At 67.0% G+C, this 20,816-nt stretch carries 21 protein-coding genes; 14 read left to right on the forward strand and 7 right to left on the reverse strand.

All coding sequences use genetic code 11. The features are described 5' to 3' along the window. Nucleotide 1: 1 nt before the first annotated feature. Nucleotides 2-1,591, reverse strand: coding sequence for a gamma-glutamyltransferase family protein (locus WFK61_RS04400; RefSeq protein WP_336810314.1), 1,590 nt, complete (start codon nt 1,589-1,591; stop codon nt 2-4). A gap of 399 nt (nt 1,592-1,990) precedes the next feature. On the opposite strand from WFK61_RS04400, the gene WFK61_RS04405 reads away from it, so the two are divergent. Next, the gene (locus WFK61_RS04405; RefSeq protein WP_257733610.1) at nt 1,991-2,230 is read left to right on the forward strand and encodes a hypothetical protein; all 240 of its coding nucleotides are present in this window, start codon (nt 1,991-1,993) and stop codon (nt 2,228-2,230) included. An 18-nt stretch (nt 2,231-2,248) separates the two neighbouring features. Here WFK61_RS04405 and WFK61_RS04410 read toward each other — a convergent pair whose 3' ends face one another. The 3 genes from WFK61_RS04410 to WFK61_RS04420 form a co-directional block, all read right to left on the reverse strand. Continuing rightward, complete coding sequence (locus tag WFK61_RS04410) at nt 2,249-2,614, reverse strand: DUF1850 domain-containing protein (protein WP_336810315.1); 366 nt, start codon at nt 2,612-2,614, stop codon at nt 2,249-2,251. Continuing rightward, on the reverse strand, nt 2,611-4,923 hold the full coding sequence (locus WFK61_RS04415; protein WP_336810316.1) for a TRAP transporter permease: 2,313 nt from the start codon (nt 4,921-4,923) through the stop codon (nt 2,611-2,613). The genes WFK61_RS04410 and WFK61_RS04415 overlap by 4 nt, the downstream gene beginning before the upstream one ends. Nucleotides 4,924-5,022: 99 nt before the next feature. Next, nucleotides 5,023-5,991, reverse strand: a complete 969-nt coding sequence (locus WFK61_RS04420; RefSeq protein ID WP_336810317.1) for a TAXI family TRAP transporter solute-binding subunit — start codon at nt 5,989-5,991, stop codon at nt 5,023-5,025. Nucleotides 5,992-6,213: 222 nt separating this feature from the next. Between WFK61_RS04420 and WFK61_RS04425 the strand changes: the two genes are divergently transcribed. The 11 genes from WFK61_RS04425 (at nt 6,214) to WFK61_RS04475 (ending at nt 16,751) form a co-directional block, all read left to right on the forward strand. Next, complete coding sequence (locus tag WFK61_RS04425) at nt 6,214-7,848, forward strand: OpgD/OpgG family glucan biosynthesis protein (RefSeq protein ID WP_336810318.1); 1,635 nt, start codon at nt 6,214-6,216, stop codon at nt 7,846-7,848. A 214-nt stretch (nt 7,849-8,062) separates the two neighbouring features. Then, nucleotides 8,063-8,212: a hypothetical protein gene (locus WFK61_RS04430; protein WP_336810319.1), complete on the forward strand. Its 150-nt coding sequence runs from the start codon at nt 8,063-8,065 to the stop codon at nt 8,210-8,212. An 11-nt stretch (nt 8,213-8,223) separates the two neighbouring features. Continuing rightward, on the forward strand, nt 8,224-8,958 hold the full coding sequence (gene aztA / locus WFK61_RS04435) for a zinc ABC transporter ATP-binding protein AztA (protein ID WP_336810320.1): 735 nt from the start codon (nt 8,224-8,226) through the stop codon (nt 8,956-8,958). A 22-nt stretch (nt 8,959-8,980) separates the two neighbouring features. Then, a complete protein-coding gene (locus WFK61_RS04440) occupies nt 8,981-9,856 on the forward strand; it encodes a metal ABC transporter permease (RefSeq protein ID WP_336810321.1) in 876 nt (291 codons plus the stop codon). Between the two features lie 34 nt (nt 9,857-9,890). Continuing rightward, the gene (locus WFK61_RS04445) at nt 9,891-10,832 is read left to right on the forward strand and encodes a metal ABC transporter substrate-binding protein (RefSeq protein ID WP_336810322.1); all 942 of its coding nucleotides are present in this window, start codon (nt 9,891-9,893) and stop codon (nt 10,830-10,832) included. A gap of 43 nt (nt 10,833-10,875) precedes the next feature. Beyond that, a complete protein-coding gene (locus tag WFK61_RS04450) occupies nt 10,876-11,838 on the forward strand; it encodes a CobW family GTP-binding protein (protein ID WP_142114002.1) in 963 nt (320 codons plus the stop codon). A gap of 14 nt (nt 11,839-11,852) precedes the next feature. Next, complete coding sequence (locus WFK61_RS04455; RefSeq protein WP_336810323.1) at nt 11,853-12,863, forward strand: WD40 repeat domain-containing protein; 1,011 nt, start codon at nt 11,853-11,855, stop codon at nt 12,861-12,863. 5 nt (nt 12,864-12,868) lie between these two features. Continuing rightward, entirely contained in the window at nt 12,869-13,156 is a 288-nt protein-coding gene (locus tag WFK61_RS04460) for a hypothetical protein (protein WP_336810324.1), read from the forward strand. Nucleotides 13,157-13,268: 112 nt separating this feature from the next. Continuing rightward, nucleotides 13,269-15,083 carry a glucan ABC transporter ATP-binding protein/ permease gene (locus tag WFK61_RS04465; protein ID WP_336810494.1) on the forward strand — a complete coding sequence of 605 codons (1,815 nt, stop codon included), beginning with the start codon at nt 13,269-13,271 and terminating at the stop codon, nt 15,081-15,083. Nucleotides 15,084-15,204: 121 nt separating this feature from the next. Continuing rightward, on the forward strand, nt 15,205-16,314 hold the full coding sequence (locus tag WFK61_RS04470) for a calcium:cation antiporter (RefSeq protein ID WP_336810325.1): 1,110 nt from the start codon (nt 15,205-15,207) through the stop codon (nt 16,312-16,314). 101 nt (nt 16,315-16,415) lie between these two features. Next, nucleotides 16,416-16,751, forward strand: coding sequence for a DUF1330 domain-containing protein (locus tag WFK61_RS04475; protein WP_336810326.1), 336 nt, complete (start codon nt 16,416-16,418; stop codon nt 16,749-16,751). A 6-nt stretch (nt 16,752-16,757) separates the two neighbouring features. On the opposite strand, the gene aroB is transcribed toward WFK61_RS04475, so the two are convergent. Both aroB and WFK61_RS04485 read right to left on the reverse strand, forming a co-directional pair. Continuing rightward, the gene (aroB, locus tag WFK61_RS04480) at nt 16,758-17,903 is read right to left on the reverse strand and encodes a 3-dehydroquinate synthase (RefSeq protein ID WP_336810327.1); all 1,146 of its coding nucleotides are present in this window, start codon (nt 17,901-17,903) and stop codon (nt 16,758-16,760) included. After that, a complete protein-coding gene (locus tag WFK61_RS04485; RefSeq protein WP_336810328.1) occupies nt 17,900-18,499 on the reverse strand; it encodes a shikimate kinase in 600 nt (199 codons plus the stop codon). The genes aroB and WFK61_RS04485 overlap by 4 nt, the downstream gene beginning before the upstream one ends. A 189-nt stretch (nt 18,500-18,688) precedes the next feature. Between WFK61_RS04485 and WFK61_RS04490 the strand changes: the two genes are divergently transcribed. Both WFK61_RS04490 and WFK61_RS04495 read left to right on the forward strand, forming a co-directional pair. Continuing rightward, nucleotides 18,689-18,841 (forward strand): histidine kinase, encoded by a 153-nt coding sequence (locus tag WFK61_RS04490; RefSeq protein ID WP_336810329.1) that lies wholly within the window; start codon nt 18,689-18,691, stop codon nt 18,839-18,841. 256 nt (nt 18,842-19,097) lie between these two features. Next, nucleotides 19,098-20,027 (forward strand): site-specific tyrosine recombinase XerD, encoded by a 930-nt coding sequence (locus WFK61_RS04495; RefSeq protein ID WP_336810330.1) that lies wholly within the window; start codon nt 19,098-19,100, stop codon nt 20,025-20,027. A 20-nt stretch (nt 20,028-20,047) separates the two neighbouring features. Here the strand turns inward: WFK61_RS04495 and WFK61_RS04500 are convergent, their stop codons facing one another. After that, complete coding sequence (locus WFK61_RS04500) at nt 20,048-20,746, reverse strand: carbonic anhydrase (protein ID WP_257733626.1); 699 nt, start codon at nt 20,744-20,746, stop codon at nt 20,048-20,050. Nucleotides 20,747-20,816: the final 70 nt, after the last annotated feature.

Raw genomic sequence — 20,816 nt, forward strand, 5'->3', positions numbered from 1 at the left:
GTCAGATCCCCCTGGAATCGCCGTCGGAACGCGGGTCATGCACCGCCTCGACATGGCCCTTGGCGTGCTTCACCAGCATGCCGGCATGGCCGAAGCCCTCGGAGTAGGCGAGGCCGCTTTCCTCGACCGGATGGCCGGCAGCATCGAGCCGCTCCAGCAGCGACGGGTCGAAGCGGCTTTCGAACTTGAGGCTGGTCGAGCCTGCGCCCCAGGTTTTGCCGAAGAGCCAGCGCGGCGCATCGACCGCCGTGGCGAGGCTCTGGCCGGCGCGGTAGCGCGTCAGGATCTGCGCCTGGAACTGCGGCTGGCCGTCACCGCCCATCGAGCCGTAGGGCAGGACGCGCCCGTCGTCGAAGCGTGCAAGCGCCGGGTTCAGCGTATGGAAGGGCTTGCGGCCGGGCCTGAGCGGGTTGGCGGCATTCTTATCGAGCGAGAAGGAAACGCCGCGATTCTGCCAGTGGATGCCGGTGGCGGGGAGCACGCAGCCGGAGCCGTATTCCCAGTAGATCGACTGGATATAGGAGACGGCGAGGCCCTTGCCGTCGATCGCGCCCATCCAGATCGTGTCGCCGTCGCCATGGCGCAGCGGCAGCTTCGCCGCCCGCTTCATGTCCACGGCCGCCGCCTCGCGCATCAGGGCGGCGTCGGTCAGGAAATCGGCGGGCGGGTGGTCGAGTTCGGCGGGGTCGGTGACGTAGCGGTCGCGGATGGCGAAGGCGCGCTTCGTCGCCTCGATCAGCCCGTGATGGTGCTCGAACGAGTCGAGCCTGGCCTCGCCCAGTCGCTCGAAGATGCCGAGGATCAGCAGCGAGGCCAGCCCCTGCGTCGGCGGCGGCAGGTTGGCGACGGTGAGGCCGGGGAGCTTCAGCGTGAGCGGTGCGACGGATCGCGCGTAATAGCGCTCGAGGTCCGTGCGGGTGACGGGCGCGCCGATGCGTTCGAGATCGGCGGCGATCTCGCGGCCGACATCGCCGCGGTAGAAATCGTCGAGCCCGGCATCGGCGAGCTGCTGCAGGGCGGCACCGAGCGCCTCCGGCCTGCGGCGGGCGCCGGGCTTGGGCGGTGCGCCGTCGATCCAGAAGCTGGAGACGAAGCCGGGCGCGGCCTTCAGCGCCTCCAGCTCGTTCGGCTTGTTACCGAGCTCGGAATCCGAGACCGCATAGCCCTCGCGGCAATGGCTGATCGCATCCAGCAGCAATTCGCCGAGCGGCATGCGCCCGCCGAGCGCGCGCGAGAGATCGAGGGCGAGTTGCCAGCCGCCGACGGCGCCGGCGACGGTGAGCGCCGCTTCCGGCCCGCGCGCGGGAAGCACGTCATAGCCTTTGCCGCGGTAGCGCTCGATCGTCGCGAGAGAGCCTGCCGGACCGCAGGCCTCGATGCCGTGCATCTTCCCGCCGGGCTCATGCACCAGCCAGAAGCCGTCGCCGCCGATGCCGTTCATATGCGGATAGACCACAGCGATCGTCGCGGCCATCGCGACCATCGCCTCGATGGCGTTGCCGCCTTCGGCAAGGATGGCGCGGCCCGCCTCGGAGGCGAGGCGGTGAGGGGCCGCGACGGCGGCGGAAGCGAAGACGGGCGTGTCGAGCATCAGGACTTTTCAAGCGCGGAGATCATGCCCATCTGGGCAGAGGCTGTCATGAACCATGGAAGGGGATTTGACGCAGGCGATTTTGCGCAAATGCCGCGGAGTTCGAGGACGCAAGCCTTCCGGCTTGCTACGAAGAACGACACAGCAGTCGCGCAAAAGCGCCGCGCCCTGCGGGTGAGGTGAAAACACTGGAGCTGCAGCGTCGCACCGCTTGCCGATACCGACGTATCGGCGGCGCGATGCTCCTCCCATCTCCAGCGTTTTGACCTCATCAAATTCCCTTCCATGGTTCATGACAGCCTCTTTGGGGCGCGAATTTGTTGCATGGGGCGGCAAGCTCCGCTAGGTGCGTGGGGCGCATGGCTGCGCAAGGCAGCCCGCGCGTGAAGGAAGGACAGCATGGCCGGACGGCATATGAACTGGCGCAACCTGATCATGGTCTCCTCGTTCGGGATCCTGATCGCCGTCGAGCTTTTCGGCGTGGCGCTGGCGGCCGGCTGGGCACTGGCCGGCCTGTTCGAACTCGGCACCATCTTCGAATACATCCTGATGGCGGTGTTCTCGGTCTTCGCCGGCTATGGTCTGATCAACCTGATGCGCCGCATGCTCAAGATCGAGCACCTGACCGAGGTCGATTGAGGCCCTTCGGCCTCCTCCTCAGTCGCATATCTTCAATGTGACCGGATCGGCATCGGCCGGGAGATGATCTCCCATCGCGCGGCAGCCCGATGCCGTGCAGATGCGCCAGTCCGCGGTAGCGCCCGAGCGGCGCATCACCACTTCCTTGAGCGGCGGCAAGGCCGGATGCCAGCGCCAGAAGCCGTCGACGAGCTTCGCGCCATCAGGCGGGTCCATGCCGGCGCCCGAGCCCTCGATCCGCGCCTCGACGATTTCGAGCCCGGCGGGCGCCTCCCGCCAGACCTCTTCCCACAGCGTCTTCTGCACCGAATGGCGCCAGCCCAGCGTGATCTCGCCCTGGCCTAGCGCCACGACGAGCGCGCCGGCCGCGAGGCAGAGACTCATGCGGCGATCTTCGCCGTGCGGATGCGCCAGAGATGCTGGCCGATCATCACGGCTGCGATGGCAAAGCCGATCTCGTCGGTCAGCGGCACCGCTGCGACCAGGAAGCCGGCACCGGCCGCCGCCAGAATCCGCTCCCACATCGACAAGGGACGCATGAACTGGCCGACGAAGGCCATGCCCCAGAGCAGCATGGCGAGCGTTGCCTTGACGACGATGTAGACGACGGCGAGCCAGTAGCCGGGGCCGGTCAGGCCCGCGACCGGCTGCAGCATCAGCGTGGGATCGTAGACCGCCATGTAGGGCACGACGAAACCGGGCAGCGCGATCTTCACCGCCTGCACGCCGATCTTCATGCCGGAGACCTTGGCCATTGGCGCCGCCGCGAAGGCGGCCAGCGCCACCGGCGGCGTCAGGTCGGCCATGATGCCGAAATAGAAGACGAACATGTGGCTGACGATCAGCGGCACGTCGAGCTGCAGCAGGATCGGCGCGGCGAGCGAGGAGGTGATGATGTAGTTCGGGATGGTCGGGATGCCCATGCCGAGGATCAGGCTGAAGATCATCGTCAGGACGAGCGCCAGGAACATGCTCTCCTTGCCGATGCCGATCAGCCAGGACCCGAAGATCGTGCCGATCCCGGTCAGCGTCATGGTGCCGATGACGATGCCGACCAGCGCGCAGGCGAGGCCGACCGGCAGCGCCTGGCGCGCGCCGTCGGCGAGAGCCTCGATGCAGGCGTTCAGGACCTCGCGCCCGGAGCGGCCGCGCAGCACGTTCCAGATGACGAGCAGCAGGACGACGCCGAGCACGGTCGCGACGCTGATCGCCATCGACGCGGCCGAGATCAGCGCGAAGCCGACCCAGAAGGCGATCCGCAGCGCCGGCGTCGCGAGGCCGGCGGAAATCGCCAGCGCGAGGATGAGGGCGACGGTGAGGGCAAGGCCGATCGCGCCGGCGAAGAGCGGCGTGAAGCCCGCGAACAGGAGATAGACCAGCACCAGAAGCGGCGCGATCAGGTACCAGCTCTTGCGCAGTTCGGCGCGGGCGCTCGGCAGTTCCGATTTCGGCAGGCCGGTGAGGCCGAGCTTGCCGGCCTCCAGATGCACCGCCCAATAGCAGGCGGCGAAATAGAGGAAGGCGGGGATGATCGCGGCCTCGACGATCTTGGAATAGGGCACGTCGATGGTCTCGGCCATGATGAAGGCGACGGCGCCCATGACCGGCGGCATGATCTGGCCGCCCATCGAGGAGGTCGCCTCGACACCGCCGGCGAAGGCGCCGTTGAAGCCCGAGCGCTTCATCAGGGGAATCGTGAACTGGCCGGAGGCCACGACATTGGCGACGCCGGAACCGGAGACCGTGCCCATCAGCGCCGAGGACGCGACGCAGACCTTGCCCGGCCCGCCCTGCTTGCCGCCGAACACCGCCATCGAGATGTCGTTGAAGAAATCGATGACGCCGGCGCGCTCCATGAAGGCGCCGAACAGGATGAACAGGAAGATGAAGGTGGCGGAGACCGCCGTCGGCGTGGCGTAGAGGCCCTCGGTGCCGAAGGTCATCTGCTCGATCACCTGCTCGAGGCTGTAGCCGCGATGATCGAACGGCGCCGGCAGATAGCGGCCGAACAGGCAATAGGCAAGGAAGGTGCCGGCGACGAGCGGCAGGGCGATGCCCATGGCGCGCCAGACCAGCAGGAACAGGACCGCGAGCGCGGCGATGCCGACGACCATGTCGGCGTCGGTGAGCTCGCCGGCGCGGTTCACCAGCTCCATGTAGTTCCACCAGTGGTAGAGGCCGACGGCGAAGCCGATGAGGCCGACCGCCCACCAGAAGGCGCGGGCCGGCGGCGCCGTCTCGTCGGCATTGGCGAGCAGCCCGCAGGCGATCAGCGCAAGGAAGCCGACATGGACGGTGCGCAGCACCTGGTTGGGCAGCGTGCCGGTATAGAGCGAGACCAGCTCGAAGGCGCCAAGAAGCGCGAGAAAGGCGGTGGCGGCTTCGAGCATCGGACGCCCGCGCACGAGCCCGAGCACGATCCAGGCGAGCCAGAGCCCGAAGGCGACGCGGATCAGCGTGATCGGCGTCAGCCAGGCGACCGAGCCGATCAGCCGGAAGTCGAGCGGGATGCCGAAGGCGGTGACGACCTGAAAAGCCGAGAAGGCGACGGCCAGCCAGAACAGCAGCCGGCCCTTCCAGCCGGTCCCGAAGGTGGCCGGGAGACCGTGCTCGGGATCATAGGGTGCAGCTGCCGGCGCGGGCCCTCCCGCGAGATCCTGTTCTGCAAGCGGTCTGGTTTCGTCGCGGCTCATGCTGCTGTGCCCCTGGCCTCATGTCGGCGCTGCCGGCATGGAAAAGGGCGAGGCCGGTCAGGCCGGCCTCGCCCGTCATTTGCGGAGGGAAGGCCCGGTTCAGGAACCGACCTTCAGGCCCTTTTCCTTGAAGTAGCGCGCGGCGCCCGGATGCAGCGGCAGGGGCATGCCCTCCAGCGCGTTCTCCAGCTTGATCGAGCGGGCGGCGGCATGGGCGGCGCCGAGATCGGCCAGGTTGTCGTAGACCGCCTTGGTCATCTGGTAGACGGTCTCCTCCTTCATGCCTTCATGGGTCACGAGATAGTTGACCACGGCGGCGGCCGGCACGGCGGCGGTCTGCCCGGTATAGGTATTGGCGGGGATCGAAACCTTGACGAAGGGCGGGCCGGCTTTGTCGACAACAGCGGCGGGCACCTCGACCACGGTGATCTCCACGGAGGTCGCGAGATCGCGCAGCGAGGCGACGCCGAGGCCTGCCGATTGCAGGGTGGCGTCGAGCTGGCGGTTCTTCATCAATTCGACCGACTCGGCGAAGGGCAGGTACTCGATCTTGCCGAGGTCCTTGTAGGACATGCCGGCGGCGGCGAGGATGGCGCGGGCATTGAGCTCGGTGCCGGATTTCGGCGCGCCGACCGAGAGGCGCTTGCCCTTGAGATCGGCCAGCGTCTTGATGCCGCTATCCTTCGAGGCGACGATCTGGATGTAGTTCGGGTAGATCGCGGTGACACCGCGCAGCTTCTTCAATGGCGCCTTGAAGCCGGCCTCCTCGTCGCCCTTCCAGGCGGCGTCGAGCGAGTCGCCCAGCGTGAAGGCGATCTCGCCCTTGCCTTGCTGCAGGAGCTGGAGATTCTCGACCGAGGCCTTGGTGGCCTGCACGGTCGGGCGGACATTCGGGATTTTCTCGCCATAGATCTTCGAGAGCGCGACGCCGAGCGGATAATAGACGCCTGAGGTGCCGCCGGTGAGGACGTTGATGAATTCCTGGGCCCGTGCGGTGGCGGGGGCCGCGGCGATCAGGGCTGCGGCGGCAAGGCCGGCGAGGCGGCGGTTGCGGAACAGTGCTTTCATGACGTCTCCCTGAGGGTCGCTCCGGCTCATACGGCCGGTTGATCGGGTTTTTAGAGCATGCTGAACCCGAAAGGGAAAGCGTTCGACGAAAGGTGGAACTCCGCCTTTAGCCGAAGGCGCGGACTGGTTTCGCCATGATTGGCTGCCTATCTCCGGTTTCGAACGGTCACCGCGCCTTAGGCCGGCGACCGGGCATCCGAGCAACGAGCGATCAGGAACGACATGCACGACCGTGCCGAGCAGGGTAGCAGCCAGGGGCCTCGCCTCGACCGACGAACTCTTCTCGCAGGTGCGGGTGCGACGGCGACGCTCGCCGCGCTCGGCTTCGCGCCGGAAGCCCTGGCGCAGCAGGGGCTCACGCTCGGCGATGCCAGGGATTTCACCTTCGAGGCGCTGAAGGCGCGGGCGAAGGACATGGCGGCCAAACCCTATGAGGCCCCGCCGAGCCCGCGGTCCGAGGCGATGCAGCGGATCGACTACGACGCCCATGGCAAGATCAGGTTCAAGCCGGAAGCGGCGCTCTGGGCGGAGGGGCCTTCGTCCTGGCCGGTGACCTTCTTTCATCTCGGCCGCTTCTTCCAGAAGCCGGTCAGGATGCATGTCGTCGAGGCCGGCAAGGCGCGCGAGATCGTCTACGATCCCAGCTATTTCGAGATGCCGGCCAGTTCTCCGGCCCGCGACCTGCCGGCCGGCGCCGGCTTCGCCGGCTTCCGCCTGCAGGAGAGCCGCAGCGGCCATCCCGGCCGCGATGGCGGGGCGCTCGACTGGAAAACCAATGACTGGGTCGCCTTCCTCGGCGCCTCCTATTTCCGCGCCATCGGCGAGCTCTACCAGTACGGCCTGTCGGCGCGCGGCGTCGCGATCGATCCGGCCGTCTCCGGCAAACTGGAGGAGTTTCCCGACTTCACCCATATCTGGCTGGAGACGCCTCAGGCGGGCGCCGAGCATGTCGTCGTCTACGCGCTGCTCTCGGGGCCGAGCGTGGCTGGCGCCTATCGCTTCCGCATGCATCGCGGCAAGGGCGTCACCATGGAGATCGAGACCGCGCTGCATCTGCGCAAGGACGTCTCGCGGTTCGGCATCACGCCGCTGACCTCGATGTTCTGGTATTCCGAGACCGCCAAGCAGACGGCGATCGACTGGCGCCCGGAGGTGCATGATTCCGACGGGCTCGCGCTCTGGACGGGACCTGGCGAGCGCGCCTGGCGCCCCCTCAACAATCCGCCGCACACCATGGCTTCGGCCTTCGTCGACAATGATCCGCGCGGTTTCGGGCTGATGCAACGCGACCGCGAGGCCGGGCATTATCTTGACGGGGTGCATTACGAGCGCCGGCCGAGCCTCTGGGTCGAGACCGACGGGCAATGGGGCCGGGGCTCCGTCCAGCTGGTCGAGATCCCCACCGATGACGAGATCCACGACAATATTGTCGCGATGTGGGTACCCGAAGGACCGGCGAAGGCCGGAAACGCCTATAACTTCCGCTACACGCTGCACTGGCTTGCCGATGAGCCCTTCCCGACGAAGCTGGGCCGGGTCGTCGCCACGCGACTGGGCAATGGCGGCCAGCCGGGAACGGCGCGGCCGCGTGGCGTGCGCAAGTTCATGGTCGAGTTCCTTGGACCCGCGCTGGAAACGATCCCCTTCGGCGTGAAGCCTGAGGTGGTGCTGTCGACCTCGCGCGGCAGCTTCTCCTATGTCCTGACGGAAGCGGTGCCGGATGACGTGCCCGGGCATTGGCGCGCCCAGTTCGACCTTACCGTGGGCGGCGTCGAGCCGGTCGAGATGCGCTGCTACCTCAAGGCGGGCGATACCGTGCTGACCGAGACCTGGCTCTATCAGTACCTGCCGTTCTGAGGGATATTTCGGCAGTCCAAGCCCTCATCCTGAGGAGCCGCGAAGCGGCGTCTCGAAGGATGCTCCAGATGGTTCCGAAGCCTCCTGAAGCATCTTTCAAGACGCGCCTGCGGCGCTCCTCAAGATGAGGGCTCGGGGATCAAAGGGGCTCAAGTGTTGGACAGGCGCGGAATCGCGCTTGCTCCGGCGTGGGCGTAACATTATATCGTTTCTCATGGCTCACGCGCACGCCCATCACACGCATCGCGCCGCCTCGGAAGCTCCGGGGTGGTCGCTGCTGCGCCTGTCGGCGGGGACGCGCGTGGGATTGGCCGCTGCCATCGTCGCCCTGCTCTGGCTGGCGACGCTGGCCGTGATCCTGTGAGTTCGCGTTCGATGTCCGCCATCCGCCTGACCGACCTGACGCTGGGCTATGACCGCCATCCGGCGGTGCATCACCTCTCCGGCGAGATCGCTGCCGGGAGCCTGACCGCCATCGTCGGGCCGAACGGTGCCGGCAAGTCGACCCTGCTCAAGGGCATTGCAGGCGCGCTCGCCCCGCTCTCCGGCGGCGTTTCGCTCGCCAAGGGCAAGCGGCTGGCCTATCTCCCGCAATCGGCCGATCTCGACCGTTCCTTCCCGATCCATGTCTATGATCTCGTCGCCATGGGCCTGTGGAACCGTGCCGGCATCTTCGGCCGGATCGGCGCGGGCGCGGCTCACAAGATCGAGCATGCCATCGCGGCCGTAGGCCTCACCGGCTTCGAGCGCCGGCCGATCGGCACGCTCTCCGGCGGGCAGATGCAGCGGGCGCTGTTTGCCCGGCTTCTGCTGCAGGATGCCGACGTGATCCTGCTCGACGAGCCTTTCACCGCGATCGATGCCCGCACCACAGCTGATCTGCTTGAACTCGTCCGGCGTTGGCATGGCGAGAGCCGCACCGTCGTCGCGGTGCTGCACGATATCGAGACCGTCAGGCAGGCTTTTCCGCAGACGCTGCTGCTGGCGCGCGAGGCCGTGGCCTGGGGCGAGACCGCGACCGTGCTGACGCCGGAGAACCTGCTGAAGGCGCGGCGCATGGTCGAGGCTTTCGACAGCCACGCCGCTCCCTGCCAGCGCGACGCCGCCTGATCCGCCCAGCCAGGCCAAGCCGATGCTCTACGACCTCCTCATCGGCCCCTTCGCCGAATTCGATTTCATGCGCCGCGCCCTCGTCGGCGTGGTGGCGTTGTCTGTCTCGGGTGCGCCGATCGGCGTCTTCCTGATGCTCAGGCGCATGAGCCTGACCGGCGACGCCATGGCGCATGCGATCCTGCCCGGCGCGGCGCTGGGCTATCTCGTTGCGGGTTTCTCATTGCCGGCGATGACGATCGGCGGCCTCGCGGCCGGCTTCGCCGTGGCGCTTGCGGCTGGCGCGGTGGCGCGAGCGACCGTCCTCAAGGAAGACGCTTCGCTGGCTGCCTTCTACCTGATCTCGTTGGCGCTCGGCGTCACCATCGTCTCGCTCAGGGGCTCGGCGATCGACCTGCTGCACGTGCTCTTCGGCAATGTTCTGGCGCTCGACGATCAGGTCCTGATCCTGCTCGCCGGCGTTGCGACGGTGTCGCTGCTGTCGCTGGCGGCGCTCTACCGACCTTTGGTGCTGGAATGCGTCGATCCCGGCTTTCTGCGCTCGGTCAGCCGCTCCGGTGGGTTCGTTCACCTGACCTTCCTCGCGCTGGTCGTGCTCAATCTCGTCGCCGGTTTCCATGCGTTGGGAACGCTGCTCGCCGTCGGCATGATGATGCTGCCCGCTGCGGCGGCGCGCTTCTGGACGGCCGATATCACCCGCCTGCTTCTGCTCGCGGCCGGGTTCGGCATGGTTTCCGGCTATGCCGGGCTCGTCACGTCCTATGCGGCGGGGTCGAGCCTGCCGGCGGGGCCGTCGATCATCCTCGCTGCGGGAGCGATCTATATCGGCTCGCTCCTGTTCGGCTCGCAGGACGGGCTTGCGCGTCGGCTCTTGCCTCGCGCCCATCTCCAGAGATAGAAACGTTATATCGTTTCATTTCTTGGAGTCGTCCATGCCCAATCGTCGCGCCCTCGTCGCCGGCCTTGCTTTCGGGCTCGCCATGGCTGCCGCGCCGCTCGGTGCCTTCGCTCAGGAGAAGCTGCCGGTGGTGGCGAGCTTCTCGATCCTTGGCGATTTCGCCCGGCAAATTGGCGGGGATCGCATCAGCGTGACCACGCTGGTCGGCCCTGACGGCGACGCGCATGTCTATTCCCCGACGCCGGCCGATGCGAAGGCTATGGTCGCGGCCAAGCTCGTGCTCGTCAACGGGCTGCATTTCGAGGGCTGGCTGCCGCGTCTCGTGAAATCCTCGGGCACCAAGGCCACCATGGCCACGGCAACAAAGGGCATCACGCCCCTCGAAGCCGATGACGACCATGACGACAAGGGCAAGGGCGGCCATGCGCATGCCCATGGGCACGACGATCCGCATGCCTGGCAGAGCGTCGCCAATGCGAAGATCTATGTCGCGAATATCAGGGATGCGCTGAGCGCGGCCGATCCGGCGGGCAAGGCAAGCTACGAGGCCAATGCCACGGCCTATCTGGCCGAACTCGACAGGCTCGAAGGCGAGGTCAAGGCCGCCATCGCGCGCATTCCCGCCGAGCGGCGCAAGGCGATCACCACCCATGACGCCTTCGGCTATTTCGTGAAGGCCTACGGCATCGATTTCGTAGCGCCGCAGGGCGTTTCGACCGAGGCCGAGGCTTCCGCCAGGGATGTCGCCCGCATCATCCGGCAGGTAAAGGCCCAGAAGATTCCCGCCGTCTTCCTCGAAAACGTCACCAATCCGCGTCTCGTCGAGCAGATCGCGCGGGAAAGCGGGGCGAAGGTCGGCGGTCGGCTCTATTCGGATGCGCTCTCGGCCGAGTCCGGCCCGGCGGGGACTTACATCCGGATGATGAAGCACAATATAAGCGAGATCGAAAAGGCGCTGACCGCCGGCCCGGCCTGACCGGGCGGTGTCCTCCTCGCGTCGCAGTCATTCAGGTCAAGCCATGTCCGAGAAAATCCCCGTCACGGTGCTCACCGGCTATCTGGGCGCCGGCAAGACCACGCTCCTCAACCGCATCCTGACCGAGGACCACGGCAAGAAATTCGCCGTGATCGTCAACGAGTTCGGCGAGGCCGGCATCGATGGCGACCTCATCGTCGGCGCCGACGAGGAAATCTTCGAGATGAACAACGGCTGCATCTGCTGCACCGTGCGCGGCGACCTGATCCGCATTCTCGACGGGCTGATGAAGCGCAAGGGCAAGTTCGACGCGATCATCGTCGAGACCACCGGTCTCGCCGATCCCGCGCCGGTCGCCCAGACCTTCTTCGTCGACCAGGATGTCGGCGACGCCACCCGTCTCGACGCCGTCGTGACCGTGACCGACGCCAAGTGGCTGAAGGACCGACTGAAGGATGCGCCAGAAGCCAAGAACCAGATCGCCTTCGCCGATGTGATCGTGCTCAACAAGACCGATCTCGTGACGGCGGAAGAGCTCGCCGATGTCGAGGCCGCAATCCGCGCGATCAACCCCTATGCCAAGCTGCACAAGGCCGAGCGCGCCAATGTCGATATCGCAGCCCTGCTCGACCGCAACGCCTTCGATCTCGACCGTATCCTCGATATCGAGCCGGATTTCCTCGAGGCCGGGCATCACCATCACCATGCCGAAGATGTGCGCTCGATCTCGCTGACCGTGCCGGGCGATGTCGATCCCGAGAAGTTCATGCCGTGGATCAACGATCTCACCCAGATCCAGGGGCCGAACATCCTGCGTTCCAAGGGCATCCTGGCTTTCAAGAACGAGCCGCGCCGCTTCGTCTTCCAGGGCGTGCATATGATCCTGGACGGCGACCTGCAGCGCGACTGGAAGGATGGCGAGACGCGCGAGAGCCGCCTCGTCTTCATCGGGCGCGATCTCAACGAGAACGAACTGCGCAAGGGGTTTGAAGCCTGCGCGGCCTGAGCTAAAGCCGCGTCATGACGACGATGACCCCACCTGTCTCGCTGCGCGAGCATGTCACTCCCATTGCCGCGGAGACGCATGTCGTCGCGGTCCACTGGCTGAAGCAGGGGCTTGCGCTCGCGCTGGCCGACGGGCGCGTGCTGCGCTGGCGCGACGGCGCCCTCGTGGATAGCGTCGAGGCTCATGCCGGCGGCATTCTCTGCGCGACCGGCGACGGCGAGCGCCTGATCACCGGCGGCGATGACGGGCGTGTCGTCGCGACCCGCTTCGAAGGTGAGCCGGAGGAGCTGGCCAAGGACCAGAAGCGCCGCTGGATCGATGCGATCACGCTGTCTCCATCAGGCAATCTCGCCTGGAACACCGGCAAGTCGGTGCAGGCCCGTGACGAGAAGGGGCGCATCCGCACGCTGGAGGCGGCGAGCACGCCACAGGGCCTCGTCTTCGCGCCGAAGGGCTATCGCCTCGCCATCGCCCAGATGAACGGCGTCTCGCTCTGGTATCCGAACACCGAAGCCAAGCCGGAATTCCTGGAATGGAAGGGTTCGCATCTCGACGTGGCCTGGTCGCCGGACGGGCGTTTCGTCGTCTCCTCGATGCAGGAGAACGCGCTGCATGGCTGGAAGCTTGGCGACAAGCCCGGCCATATGCGGATGACCGGCTATCCCGCCAAGCCGCGCTCGCTGTCCTGGTCGCATGACGGGCTCTGGCTCGCGTCGAGCGGAGCCGATGGCGCGATTGTCTGGCCATTCCAGGGCGACGGCCCGCAGGGCAAGGCGCCGCGCGAATGCGGCGTGCGCCATGCCCGCGTCACCCGTGTCGCCTTCCATCCGGGCGCGCTGGTGCTGGCGATCGGTTACGATGACGGCTGCATCCTGATGGTCCGCCTGACCGACGGCTCCGAACTGCTGGTGCGGCCGGCCCTGCGCGGCAGCGGCGTCAGCGCCTTCGCCTGGGACAAGGCCGGCAAGCGGCTCGCCTTCGGCGCCGAGGACGGCGCGGCCGGCGTGCTCGCCCTGCCGGGCTGAGCGCCATGCGCTTCGGTCTCTTCGGCAAGCCTGACACCCGCAAGGGCGGCGATGCGAAGGCCGAGGCGAAGGTCCTGTCCGAACGATTGAAGGCGCAGGTCAGGGAGCTGCTCGGCCTGCCCGAGATGGCGGCGATCGCCGTCAACGAGATCATCTGCGCCGATCCCGCCTGTCCGGGAAGCGAGACGGTGATTCTGGTGATGAAGCCGGGCGAGAAGACCCGCGCCTACAAATTGCAGATGGCGATGGCTGAGGTGACGGCGGAAGCGCTGGCCGAAGCCCTGCGGTCTTAGGGACGTGAAGCCGCTCGGCAAGTCGGCCGGGGGCGAATATGGCGCGGCCTGCTGATCAAACGAGCTGGATGACCGCTTGCCGCCAGCGCCGGTTTCGCTAAAGCTCGTCGCGATGTCTCTGCTCTCGCTCTATGCCCGCGTCCTTGGCGAACTCGGCCCCGAAAAGCGGCTTGGCGTCATCCTGGCACTGGCCAATATCGTGTTGGCGGCGGTCGCCTTCGCCGAGCCGATGCTGTTCGGCGCGCTGATCGACCGTCTCACCACGATTCAGGCCTCGGGCGGGGCGCTGACCTGGGCCAGCATCAACCTGTTGATCGTCGCCTGGGTCGGCTTCGGCCTGACCAATATCGCGCTGGGCGTCTTCGTCGCTCTGCATGCCGACCGGCTCGCCCACCGCGCCCGCCTGATGGTGATGGCCCGCTATTTCGAGCATGCGCTCTCGCTGCCGCTTGCCTATCACAGCCAGACCCATTCCGGCCGCGTGCTCAAGATCATGCTCGACGGCACCAACGCGATGTGGGGCCTGTGGCTGTCCTTCTTCCGCGAGCATTGCGCCTCGGCCGTCGCTTTGTTCGTGCTCCTGCCCTTCACGATCTGGAAGAACTGGCAGCTCGGGCTGCTGCTGGTCGCGCTCGTCGTGCTGTTCGGCTCGCTGACGGCCTATGTGCTGCGCAAGACCGACCGCCTGCAGAGCAATGTCGAGACCTATCACTCGAACCTCGCCGAGCGGGCCTCGGACGCGCTCGGCAACGTGCCGGTGATCCAGAGCTTCACCCGCATCGAGGCCGAGGTGCGCGGCCTGCGCACGACCATCGCCAATGTGCTGGCGGCGCAATTGCCGGTTCTGTCCTGGTGGGCGATTGCCAATGTCGCGACGCGGGCGTCAGCGACGCTGACCGTGCTGCTGATCTTCATCGTCGGCACCTGGTTGCTGATGCACGGCCAGACGACGGTCGGCGAGATCGTCACCTTCATGGGCTTCGCCACCATGCTGGTCGGGCGCCTCGAGCAGATCGTCGGCTTCGTGAACTTCATCTTCATGCAGGCGCCGAAGATGCGGGAGTTCTTCGAGGTGCTCGACACGCTGCCGAGCGTGCGCGATCTGCCCAACGCCAAGGACCCCGGCCGCCTCGAAGGCGCGGTCGCGTTCGAGGACGTCTCCTTCTCCTATGACGGCAAGCGCGCCGCCGTGCGGGACGTCTCGTTCACGGTGAAGCCCGGCGAGACCATCGCCGTCGTCGGCTCGACCGGCTCGGGCAAGTCGACGACGCTCGGCCTGCTGCATCGCGCCTTCGACCCGCAATCGGGCCGGATCACCGTCGACGGCACCGATATCCGCGAGATCTCGCTGCTCTCGCTCAGGCGCAATATCGGCGTCGTCTTCCAGGAACCGATGCTGTTCGCCCGCTCGATCCGCGAGAACCTGCTGGTCGGCAAGCCGGATGCGACCGACGCCGAGATGATGCAGGCGCTGGAGCGCGCGCAGGCTTCCGAGGTGATGGCGCGCCAGGCCGACGGCCTCGACACGCTGGTCGGCGAGCGCGGCCGCACGCTGTCCGGCGGCGAGCGCCAGCGCTTCTCGATCGCCCGCGCGCTGCTCAAGAACCCGCCGGTCCTGATCCTCGACGAAGCCACCTCCGCGCTCGATGCCGCGACCGAGGTCAAGCTGCAGAAGGCGCTGGAAGAGGTGATGAAGGGCCGCACCACCTTCGTCATCGCGCACCGTCTCGCGACGATCCGCAATGCCGACCGCATCCTCGTCTTCGAGCAGGGGCAGGTCGAGGAGATGGGCACTTTCGACGAGCTCGTCGCCAAGGGCGGGCGCTTTGCGGCATTGGCGCGGGCGCAGTATCTCGTCAGCGACAAGCCGGCGGCGCCGGCCGACGATGCGCCGAGCCCGCTCGCGCAGAAGATCATTCCGGGCTGAGGAACGACGTTTTCGGGCTGTTCTCGGGGTCGCAGGCGCGATCAGGCGTTGCGCCGTTGTCGCCTTTCCCGCTTATTGGGCAGGAGCCTTTCCCGCCCGCGATCCCGAGTGACGACGAACGATGATGATTCTCCGCCTTGCCTGTGCCTGGGCCTCGGTCGCCGCCTTCCTGCTGTTCGGCGACACCTTGCTCGGTCAGCTCGGCGCGCCGTTGCCGTCGCTCCTCGTCTTTCTCTGGCTGCTCGGCGTCATCATCTGGTCGTCCTTCGGCGTGGTGCATGAGGCCGAGGATCTGGCCGAGAGACTGGGCGAGCCCTATGGCACGCTGATCCTGACGCTCTCGATCGTCATCATCGAGGTGGCGCTGGTCGGCGCCGTCATGCTCGGCGCCAAGGGCGCGCCGACGCTCGGCCGCGACACGATGTTCGCCGTGCTGATGATCGTGCTCAACGGCGTCGTCGGCATCGGCCTGCTGATCGGAGGCCTGAGGCATTTCCAGCAGCGCTACAACCTCAAGGGCGCGTCGTCCTATCTCGCCGTGATCATCCCGCTGACGGTGATCCCGCTTTTCCTGCCGAATTTCACGACATCGACGCCGGACGGCACGCTGACCCCTTTCCAGGCGGTCGCCTTCTCGATCTTCACAGTGGCGCTCTACGGGGCCTTCCTCGCGCTGCAGACCGGCCGGCACAGCATGTTCTTCCGCGAGCCGGACGAAGACGGCAAGCCGGTCGTCACGGTGGACGCGGATGGCGAGCCGGTTTCGCCATCGTCGGTGCGGGAGGTGCTGCCGCATGTGGGGCTGCTGCTCGCCAACATCCTGCCGATCGTCATCCTGTCGAAGGGCCTCGCGGCCGTGCTCGATTTCGGCATCGCCAAGCTCGGCGCGCCGGCCGCGCTCGGCGGCATCCTGATCGCGATGGTGGTGTTCACGCCGGAATGCATCGCGGCGCTCAGGGCGATCACCTCGAACCAGCTGCAGCGCGCCGTCAATCTCTGCCTGGGCGCGGCGGCCTCGACGCTGGGCATGACGGTGCCGGCCGTCCTGTTGATCGGCGTTTTCACCGGCCAGCCGGTCGTGCTCGGCCTGTCGGCGACCAATATGGTCATTGCGGCGATGACGCTGCTGCTCTCGACCCTGACCTTCACCGGCACGCGCACGACGATGCTGGAAGGCGCGGTGCATCTCGCCGTGTTCTTCGTCTTTCTCGTGCTGGTCTTCAGCCCGTGACGCCCATGCGATTACCCCGGCGGTAATCGACCCCATTCGCTTCACGCGTCATGGTCCTCCGCAACGAACGGCCTTCCGGCCGCGACCCGCAGGAGAGAACCATGACCGCCTATGCCATCGCCCATCTGCAGGATGTCCGGCTCGGCCCGGAAATCGTCGATTACATCGCCCGGATCGACGCCACGCTCGCACCCTTTGACGGTCGCTTCCTGATCCATGGGAAGACGCCGGAGATCGTCGAGGGGCCCTGGCCGGGCGATCTCGTGCTCATCGCCTTTCCGGACATGGACCGGGCCCGCGCCTGGTACGATTCACAGGAATACCGCGCGATCCTGCCGCTCAGGACCGAGAATTCGCGGGGCACGGCGATGCTGGTCAACGGCGTGGAGCCGGGCTACCGCGCGACCGATTTCCTGGCGAAGGCCGGGCTCGCCTGACCGGCTTCAGTCCTTCGAGGCGAGTTCCGCCTCGATGAAGGCACGGACCTCGTCGGCCGCGACGCCCGGCGCGATGAAGCTCTTGCCGATGCCGCGGGCGAGGATGAAGGTCAGCACGCCGCGCTTGACCTTCTTGTCCTGCGCCATGGCGTTGACGATCTCCTCGGCGCTGCTGACACCGCCCGGCACCTGCCGCAAGCGGCTGGGCAGGCCGACATGGTCGAGATGGCGCGAGACGCGGATGGCGTCCTGGCCCGAACAAAGCCCGAGGCGCTGCGAGAAGCGGAAGGCGAGTGCCAGGCCGATGGCCACGGCCTCGCCATGGACGAGGCGGGCGGAATCGTAATGCGTCAGCCGCTCCAGCGCATGGGCGAAGGTATGGCCGAGATTGAGCAGGGCGCGGTCGCCCTCCTCGCGCTCGTCACGGGCGACGATGGCGGCCTTGGCGCGGCAGGAAACGGCGACGGCATGGTCGCGTTCCGGTCCGCCGGCGATGACGCGGCTCCAGTTCGCCTCGCACCAGTCGAAGAAATCAGGATCATCGATCAGCCCGTACTTCACCACTTCGGCATAGCCGGCCTTGAACTCGCGCTCGCTCAGCGTGTCCAGGAGCGCGGTATCGGCGATGACCAGCGCCGGCTGATGGAAGGCGCCGATCAGGTTCTTGCCATGCGGGGAGTTGATGCCGGTCTTGCCGCCGACGGAGGAGTCGACCTGGGCGAGCAAGGTGGTCGGCACCTGCACGAAGCGCACGCCGCGGCGCAGCACTGCCGCCGCGAAGCCGGTGAGATCGCCGACGACGCCGCCACCAAAGGCGATGACGAGATCGTTGCGCTCGATCTTCGCCGCCAGCAGCGCATCGCAGAGCGCGACGAACTGGGCATAGGACTTCGAAGCCTCGCCCGGCGGGATGGTGATGCGGGTGGCTGAAATGCCTTCCTGCTGCAGGCAGGTTTCGAAGGCGGCGCCGTGCAGGGCGGCCACGCTCTCGTCGGTGACGAGCGCCGCCTTGGCGCCCGGCGCGAAGGCGGCGATCAGGGCTGCGGCCTCGCAGAGCTGGTGGCGGCCGATATGGATGTCGTAGCCGCGGCCTTCGAGCGCGACGGGGACGACGATACGGGCGCCTGTCTTCTCGGGTGTGGTGGCGTTCATGATGCTGTCGCTCCGGCTGCCAGCCGCAGATAGTCGCCCAATGCGGCGATGGTTTCGCCGACCACGACTTCGTGAGGCTCGTCGCTCGACAGGATGGTGATGTCGGCCAGCGCATAGACCGGCTCGCGCTCGGACAGCATCCGGCGCAAGGTCGCTTCGGGATCGGCGGTCTGGAGCAGCGGCCGGTTCGAGCGCTTGCGGACGCGGCGCATCAGCACGTCGGGCTCGGCCTTGAGCCAGACCGAGATGCCGAGCTCCTTCACGCGCTCGCGCGTCTCGACATTCATGAAGGCGCCGCCGCCGGTCGCCAGCACGAGCGGGGCGCGCGTCGTCAGGACGCGGCTGATGACGCGGCGCTCGCCCTCGCGAAACTCCGCCTCGCCGCGCTGGGCGAAGATTTCGGGGATCGTCATATGCGCCGCCGTCTCGATCTCGGTATCGGCATCGACGAAGGGCAGGCCGAGGCGCCCGGCCAGCCGGCGGCCGACCGAGCTCTTGCCGGAGCCCATCATGCCGACGAGCACGATCGCGCGCTGGCCGAGAGCGGCGCGGAGATCGGTCATATCGGACGTGGCGACGGAAGCGGCGGCGGTCATGTTGATTTTCAATCCTCGGCACGGCTGTAGCACCGGCCGGCAGCTGCGTCATGCCCTTGTCATGCGTTCGAAGCCGCTTTGCACGGGGCTGTGGCCGGCCTGCTCTTGCGCGAGCCGGTTGCGATCAGAGATAGTCAAGCCCGGTGCCGGGATCGTGCGCACCCAAGCGATTGCGAGAGTCCGCCCGACGTGCCGACGCTGTTCCGTTTCCTGGCTTTCATCGCGATCATCGCCGGGCTGATCTTCGGGGGCATGATCGCGCTCGTCACCTTCGTCCAGCCGGTCCAGCGCGAGATGATCGAGATCGTTCCCCCTTCAAAATTGCAGCCTAAGGGCCTCTAACAAAACTGGGAGGGGTCTCGATGGGCTTTGGAGGAGCCGCATGCCAGGAGGAGCGCGCAGCCGATATCCCCAGATATCGGCCAGTCGTTCCGACGCCGCAGGCGGCCCTCCAAAGCCCGCCTGCGGCGCCGGGAATTCGACCGCCCGCGGCGTCGCGGCGCTTGCCGATACCAACGGTATCGGCTTCACCCCGCTCCTGGCGGAGCGGACGAATTGCCGGCGTCGAGACCTCTCCCAGTTTTGTTAGAGGCCCTCAATGAGCCGGCTGGGGCGCCAGCGGCTCAACGCCTTCCTCGACATGCTGGCGGCCGAGCGCGGTGCGGCGCGCAACACGCTCGACGCCTATGAGCGCGATATCGCGGATTATCTCGAGTTTCTCGGCGGCAAGGCGCCGGGCGATGCTGCGGCCGAAGATATCCGCGGCTGGCTTGCCGATCTCGCGACGCGCGGGCTCAAGGCTTCCTCGGCGGCGCGAAGACTCTCGGCCGTGCGCCAGTTCCACCGCTTCCTTTACACGGAAGGGCTGGCGGGCACCGATCCCTCGGCGGCAATCTCGGGGCCGAGGCTCGGGCGGCCCCTGCCCAAGGTTGTCACCGTCGGGGATGTCGACCGCTTGCTGGAGGCGGCGCGGGCCGCCTGCGAACAGGACGGCCTATCGAAGGCCGCCCGCCTCAAGGCCCTGCGCATGCGCTGCCTCGTCGAAATGCTCTATGCCACGGGCCTGCGTGTGTCCGAGCTGATCGCGTTGCCCCTGTCGGCAGCGACGACGCGCGAGCGCTTCCTGATCGTGCGCGGCAAGGGCGACAAGGAGCGATTGGTGCCGCTGAACGATGCCGCAAGGCAGGCGGCGCGCGACTGGCTGGAGGCGTTAAAGGAAGCCGGGGCGGCGGATGGCCGCTGGCTGTTTCCGTCGGAGGGCGAGAGCGGGCATCTGACCCGGCAGGTCTTCGCTAGGGATCTCAAGTCGCTCGCCGGAGCGGCCGGGCTTTCGGCGGCAGCCTTGAGCCCGCACGTCCTGCGCCATGCCTTTGCCAGCCATCTGCTGCAGAACGGCGCCGATCTCCGGGTCGTGCAGGAGCTTCTGGGCCATGCCGACATCGCGACGACCCAGATCTACACCCATGTCCTCGACGAGCGCCTGAAGAGCATGGTCCGTGATCTCCACCCGCTTTCGGATGGAGAGTGAGGCGGGATGACGCCCGGAGATCAAGCCTCGGAGCAGCGGATCTGCTGGACGCGCTTGGGCATCTCGCCGACGGCGGGGATGAACTGGCCGGTCGCGTTATCGAGGATCATCAGCACGCCGGTGGCAACGGCGAAATAGGCGCCGTGCAGGTGTAAGCGGCCCTTGCTTTCGAGGATCTGCACGCAAGGGAAGGTGCGCAGGTTGGCGAGCGACTGCTGGATCGAGGCCAGCTCCAGACGCTGGAGATAGTCCTCGAAGTTCTCGTTGCGCCCGCGCCCGCCGGTGCGCTCGGCCGCCGGGCCGATCAGGGTGATCCATTTGCCGATGAAGTCACCCGGCGAGAGCGCCTGCTGGCTGTCGTCGGCGAAGGCGCGGATGCCGCCGCACCGGCCATGGCCGAGCACGACGATATGCTGCACCTTGAGCGCCTGGATGGCGTATTCGAGCGCCGCCGAGGTGCCGTGAAGCTGGTCGTCCGGCTGGAAGGGCGGCACGAGATTGGCGATGTTGCGCGCGACGAACATTTCGCCGGGCTTCGCGTCGAAGATGACTTCGGGCGAAACGCGCGAGTCGCAGCAGCCGATCAGCATGATCTGCGGCGTCTGGCCGTGCTCGCCGAGCTCTTCGTAACGGCTCTGCTCTCGGATGAAACGATCGTCGAGGAAGGCGCGGTAGCCTTCCGTCAGGCGCTGCGGGAATGGCTCTGCAGGCTTGTCCATGGCCTCTCTCGAACAGGAATCCGACGGTTTCGTCAAGTCGATGTTGCGGTGCGGTATCGCTCAGCCCGTC

Origin of the sequence: Allobosea sp. MMO-172, assembly GCF_037147855.1 — a bacterium.
Lineage (GTDB): Bacteria > Pseudomonadota > Alphaproteobacteria > Rhizobiales > Beijerinckiaceae > Allobosea.

Coding starts and splice junctions, on each gene's coding strand:
- WFK61_RS04400 (WP_336810314.1), bottom strand. CDS start 1,591: ATGCTCGACACGCCCGTCTTCGCTTCCGCCGCCGTCGCGGCCCCTCAC.
- WFK61_RS04405 (WP_257733610.1), top strand. CDS start 1,991: ATGGCCGGACGGCATATGAACTGGCGCAACCTGATCATGGTCTCCTCG.
- WFK61_RS04410 (WP_336810315.1), bottom strand. CDS start 2,614: ATGAGTCTCTGCCTCGCGGCCGGCGCGCTCGTCGTGGCGCTAGGCCAG.
- WFK61_RS04415 (WP_336810316.1), bottom strand. CDS start 4,923: ATGAGCCGCGACGAAACCAGACCGCTTGCAGAACAGGATCTCGCGGGA.
- WFK61_RS04420 (WP_336810317.1), bottom strand. CDS start 5,991: ATGAAAGCACTGTTCCGCAACCGCCGCCTCGCCGGCCTTGCCGCCGCA.
- WFK61_RS04425 (WP_336810318.1), top strand. CDS start 6,214: ATGCACGACCGTGCCGAGCAGGGTAGCAGCCAGGGGCCTCGCCTCGAC.
- WFK61_RS04430 (WP_336810319.1), top strand. CDS start 8,063: ATGGCTCACGCGCACGCCCATCACACGCATCGCGCCGCCTCGGAAGCT.
- aztA (WP_336810320.1), top strand. CDS start 8,224: ATGTCCGCCATCCGCCTGACCGACCTGACGCTGGGCTATGACCGCCAT.
- WFK61_RS04440 (WP_336810321.1), top strand. CDS start 8,981: ATGCTCTACGACCTCCTCATCGGCCCCTTCGCCGAATTCGATTTCATG.
- WFK61_RS04445 (WP_336810322.1), top strand. CDS start 9,891: ATGCCCAATCGTCGCGCCCTCGTCGCCGGCCTTGCTTTCGGGCTCGCC.
- WFK61_RS04450 (WP_142114002.1), top strand. CDS start 10,876: ATGTCCGAGAAAATCCCCGTCACGGTGCTCACCGGCTATCTGGGCGCC.
- WFK61_RS04455 (WP_336810323.1), top strand. CDS start 11,853: ATGACGACGATGACCCCACCTGTCTCGCTGCGCGAGCATGTCACTCCC.
- WFK61_RS04460 (WP_336810324.1), top strand. CDS start 12,869: ATGCGCTTCGGTCTCTTCGGCAAGCCTGACACCCGCAAGGGCGGCGAT.
- WFK61_RS04465 (WP_336810494.1), top strand. CDS start 13,269: ATGTCTCTGCTCTCGCTCTATGCCCGCGTCCTTGGCGAACTCGGCCCC.
- WFK61_RS04470 (WP_336810325.1), top strand. CDS start 15,205: ATGATGATTCTCCGCCTTGCCTGTGCCTGGGCCTCGGTCGCCGCCTTC.
- WFK61_RS04475 (WP_336810326.1), top strand. CDS start 16,416: ATGACCGCCTATGCCATCGCCCATCTGCAGGATGTCCGGCTCGGCCCG.
- aroB (WP_336810327.1), bottom strand. CDS start 17,903: ATGAACGCCACCACACCCGAGAAGACAGGCGCCCGTATCGTCGTCCCC.
- WFK61_RS04485 (WP_336810328.1), bottom strand. CDS start 18,499: ATGACCGCCGCCGCTTCCGTCGCCACGTCCGATATGACCGATCTCCGC.
- WFK61_RS04495 (WP_336810330.1), top strand. CDS start 19,098: ATGAGCCGGCTGGGGCGCCAGCGGCTCAACGCCTTCCTCGACATGCTG.
- WFK61_RS04500 (WP_257733626.1), bottom strand. CDS start 20,746: ATGGACAAGCCTGCAGAGCCATTCCCGCAGCGCCTGACGGAAGGCTAC.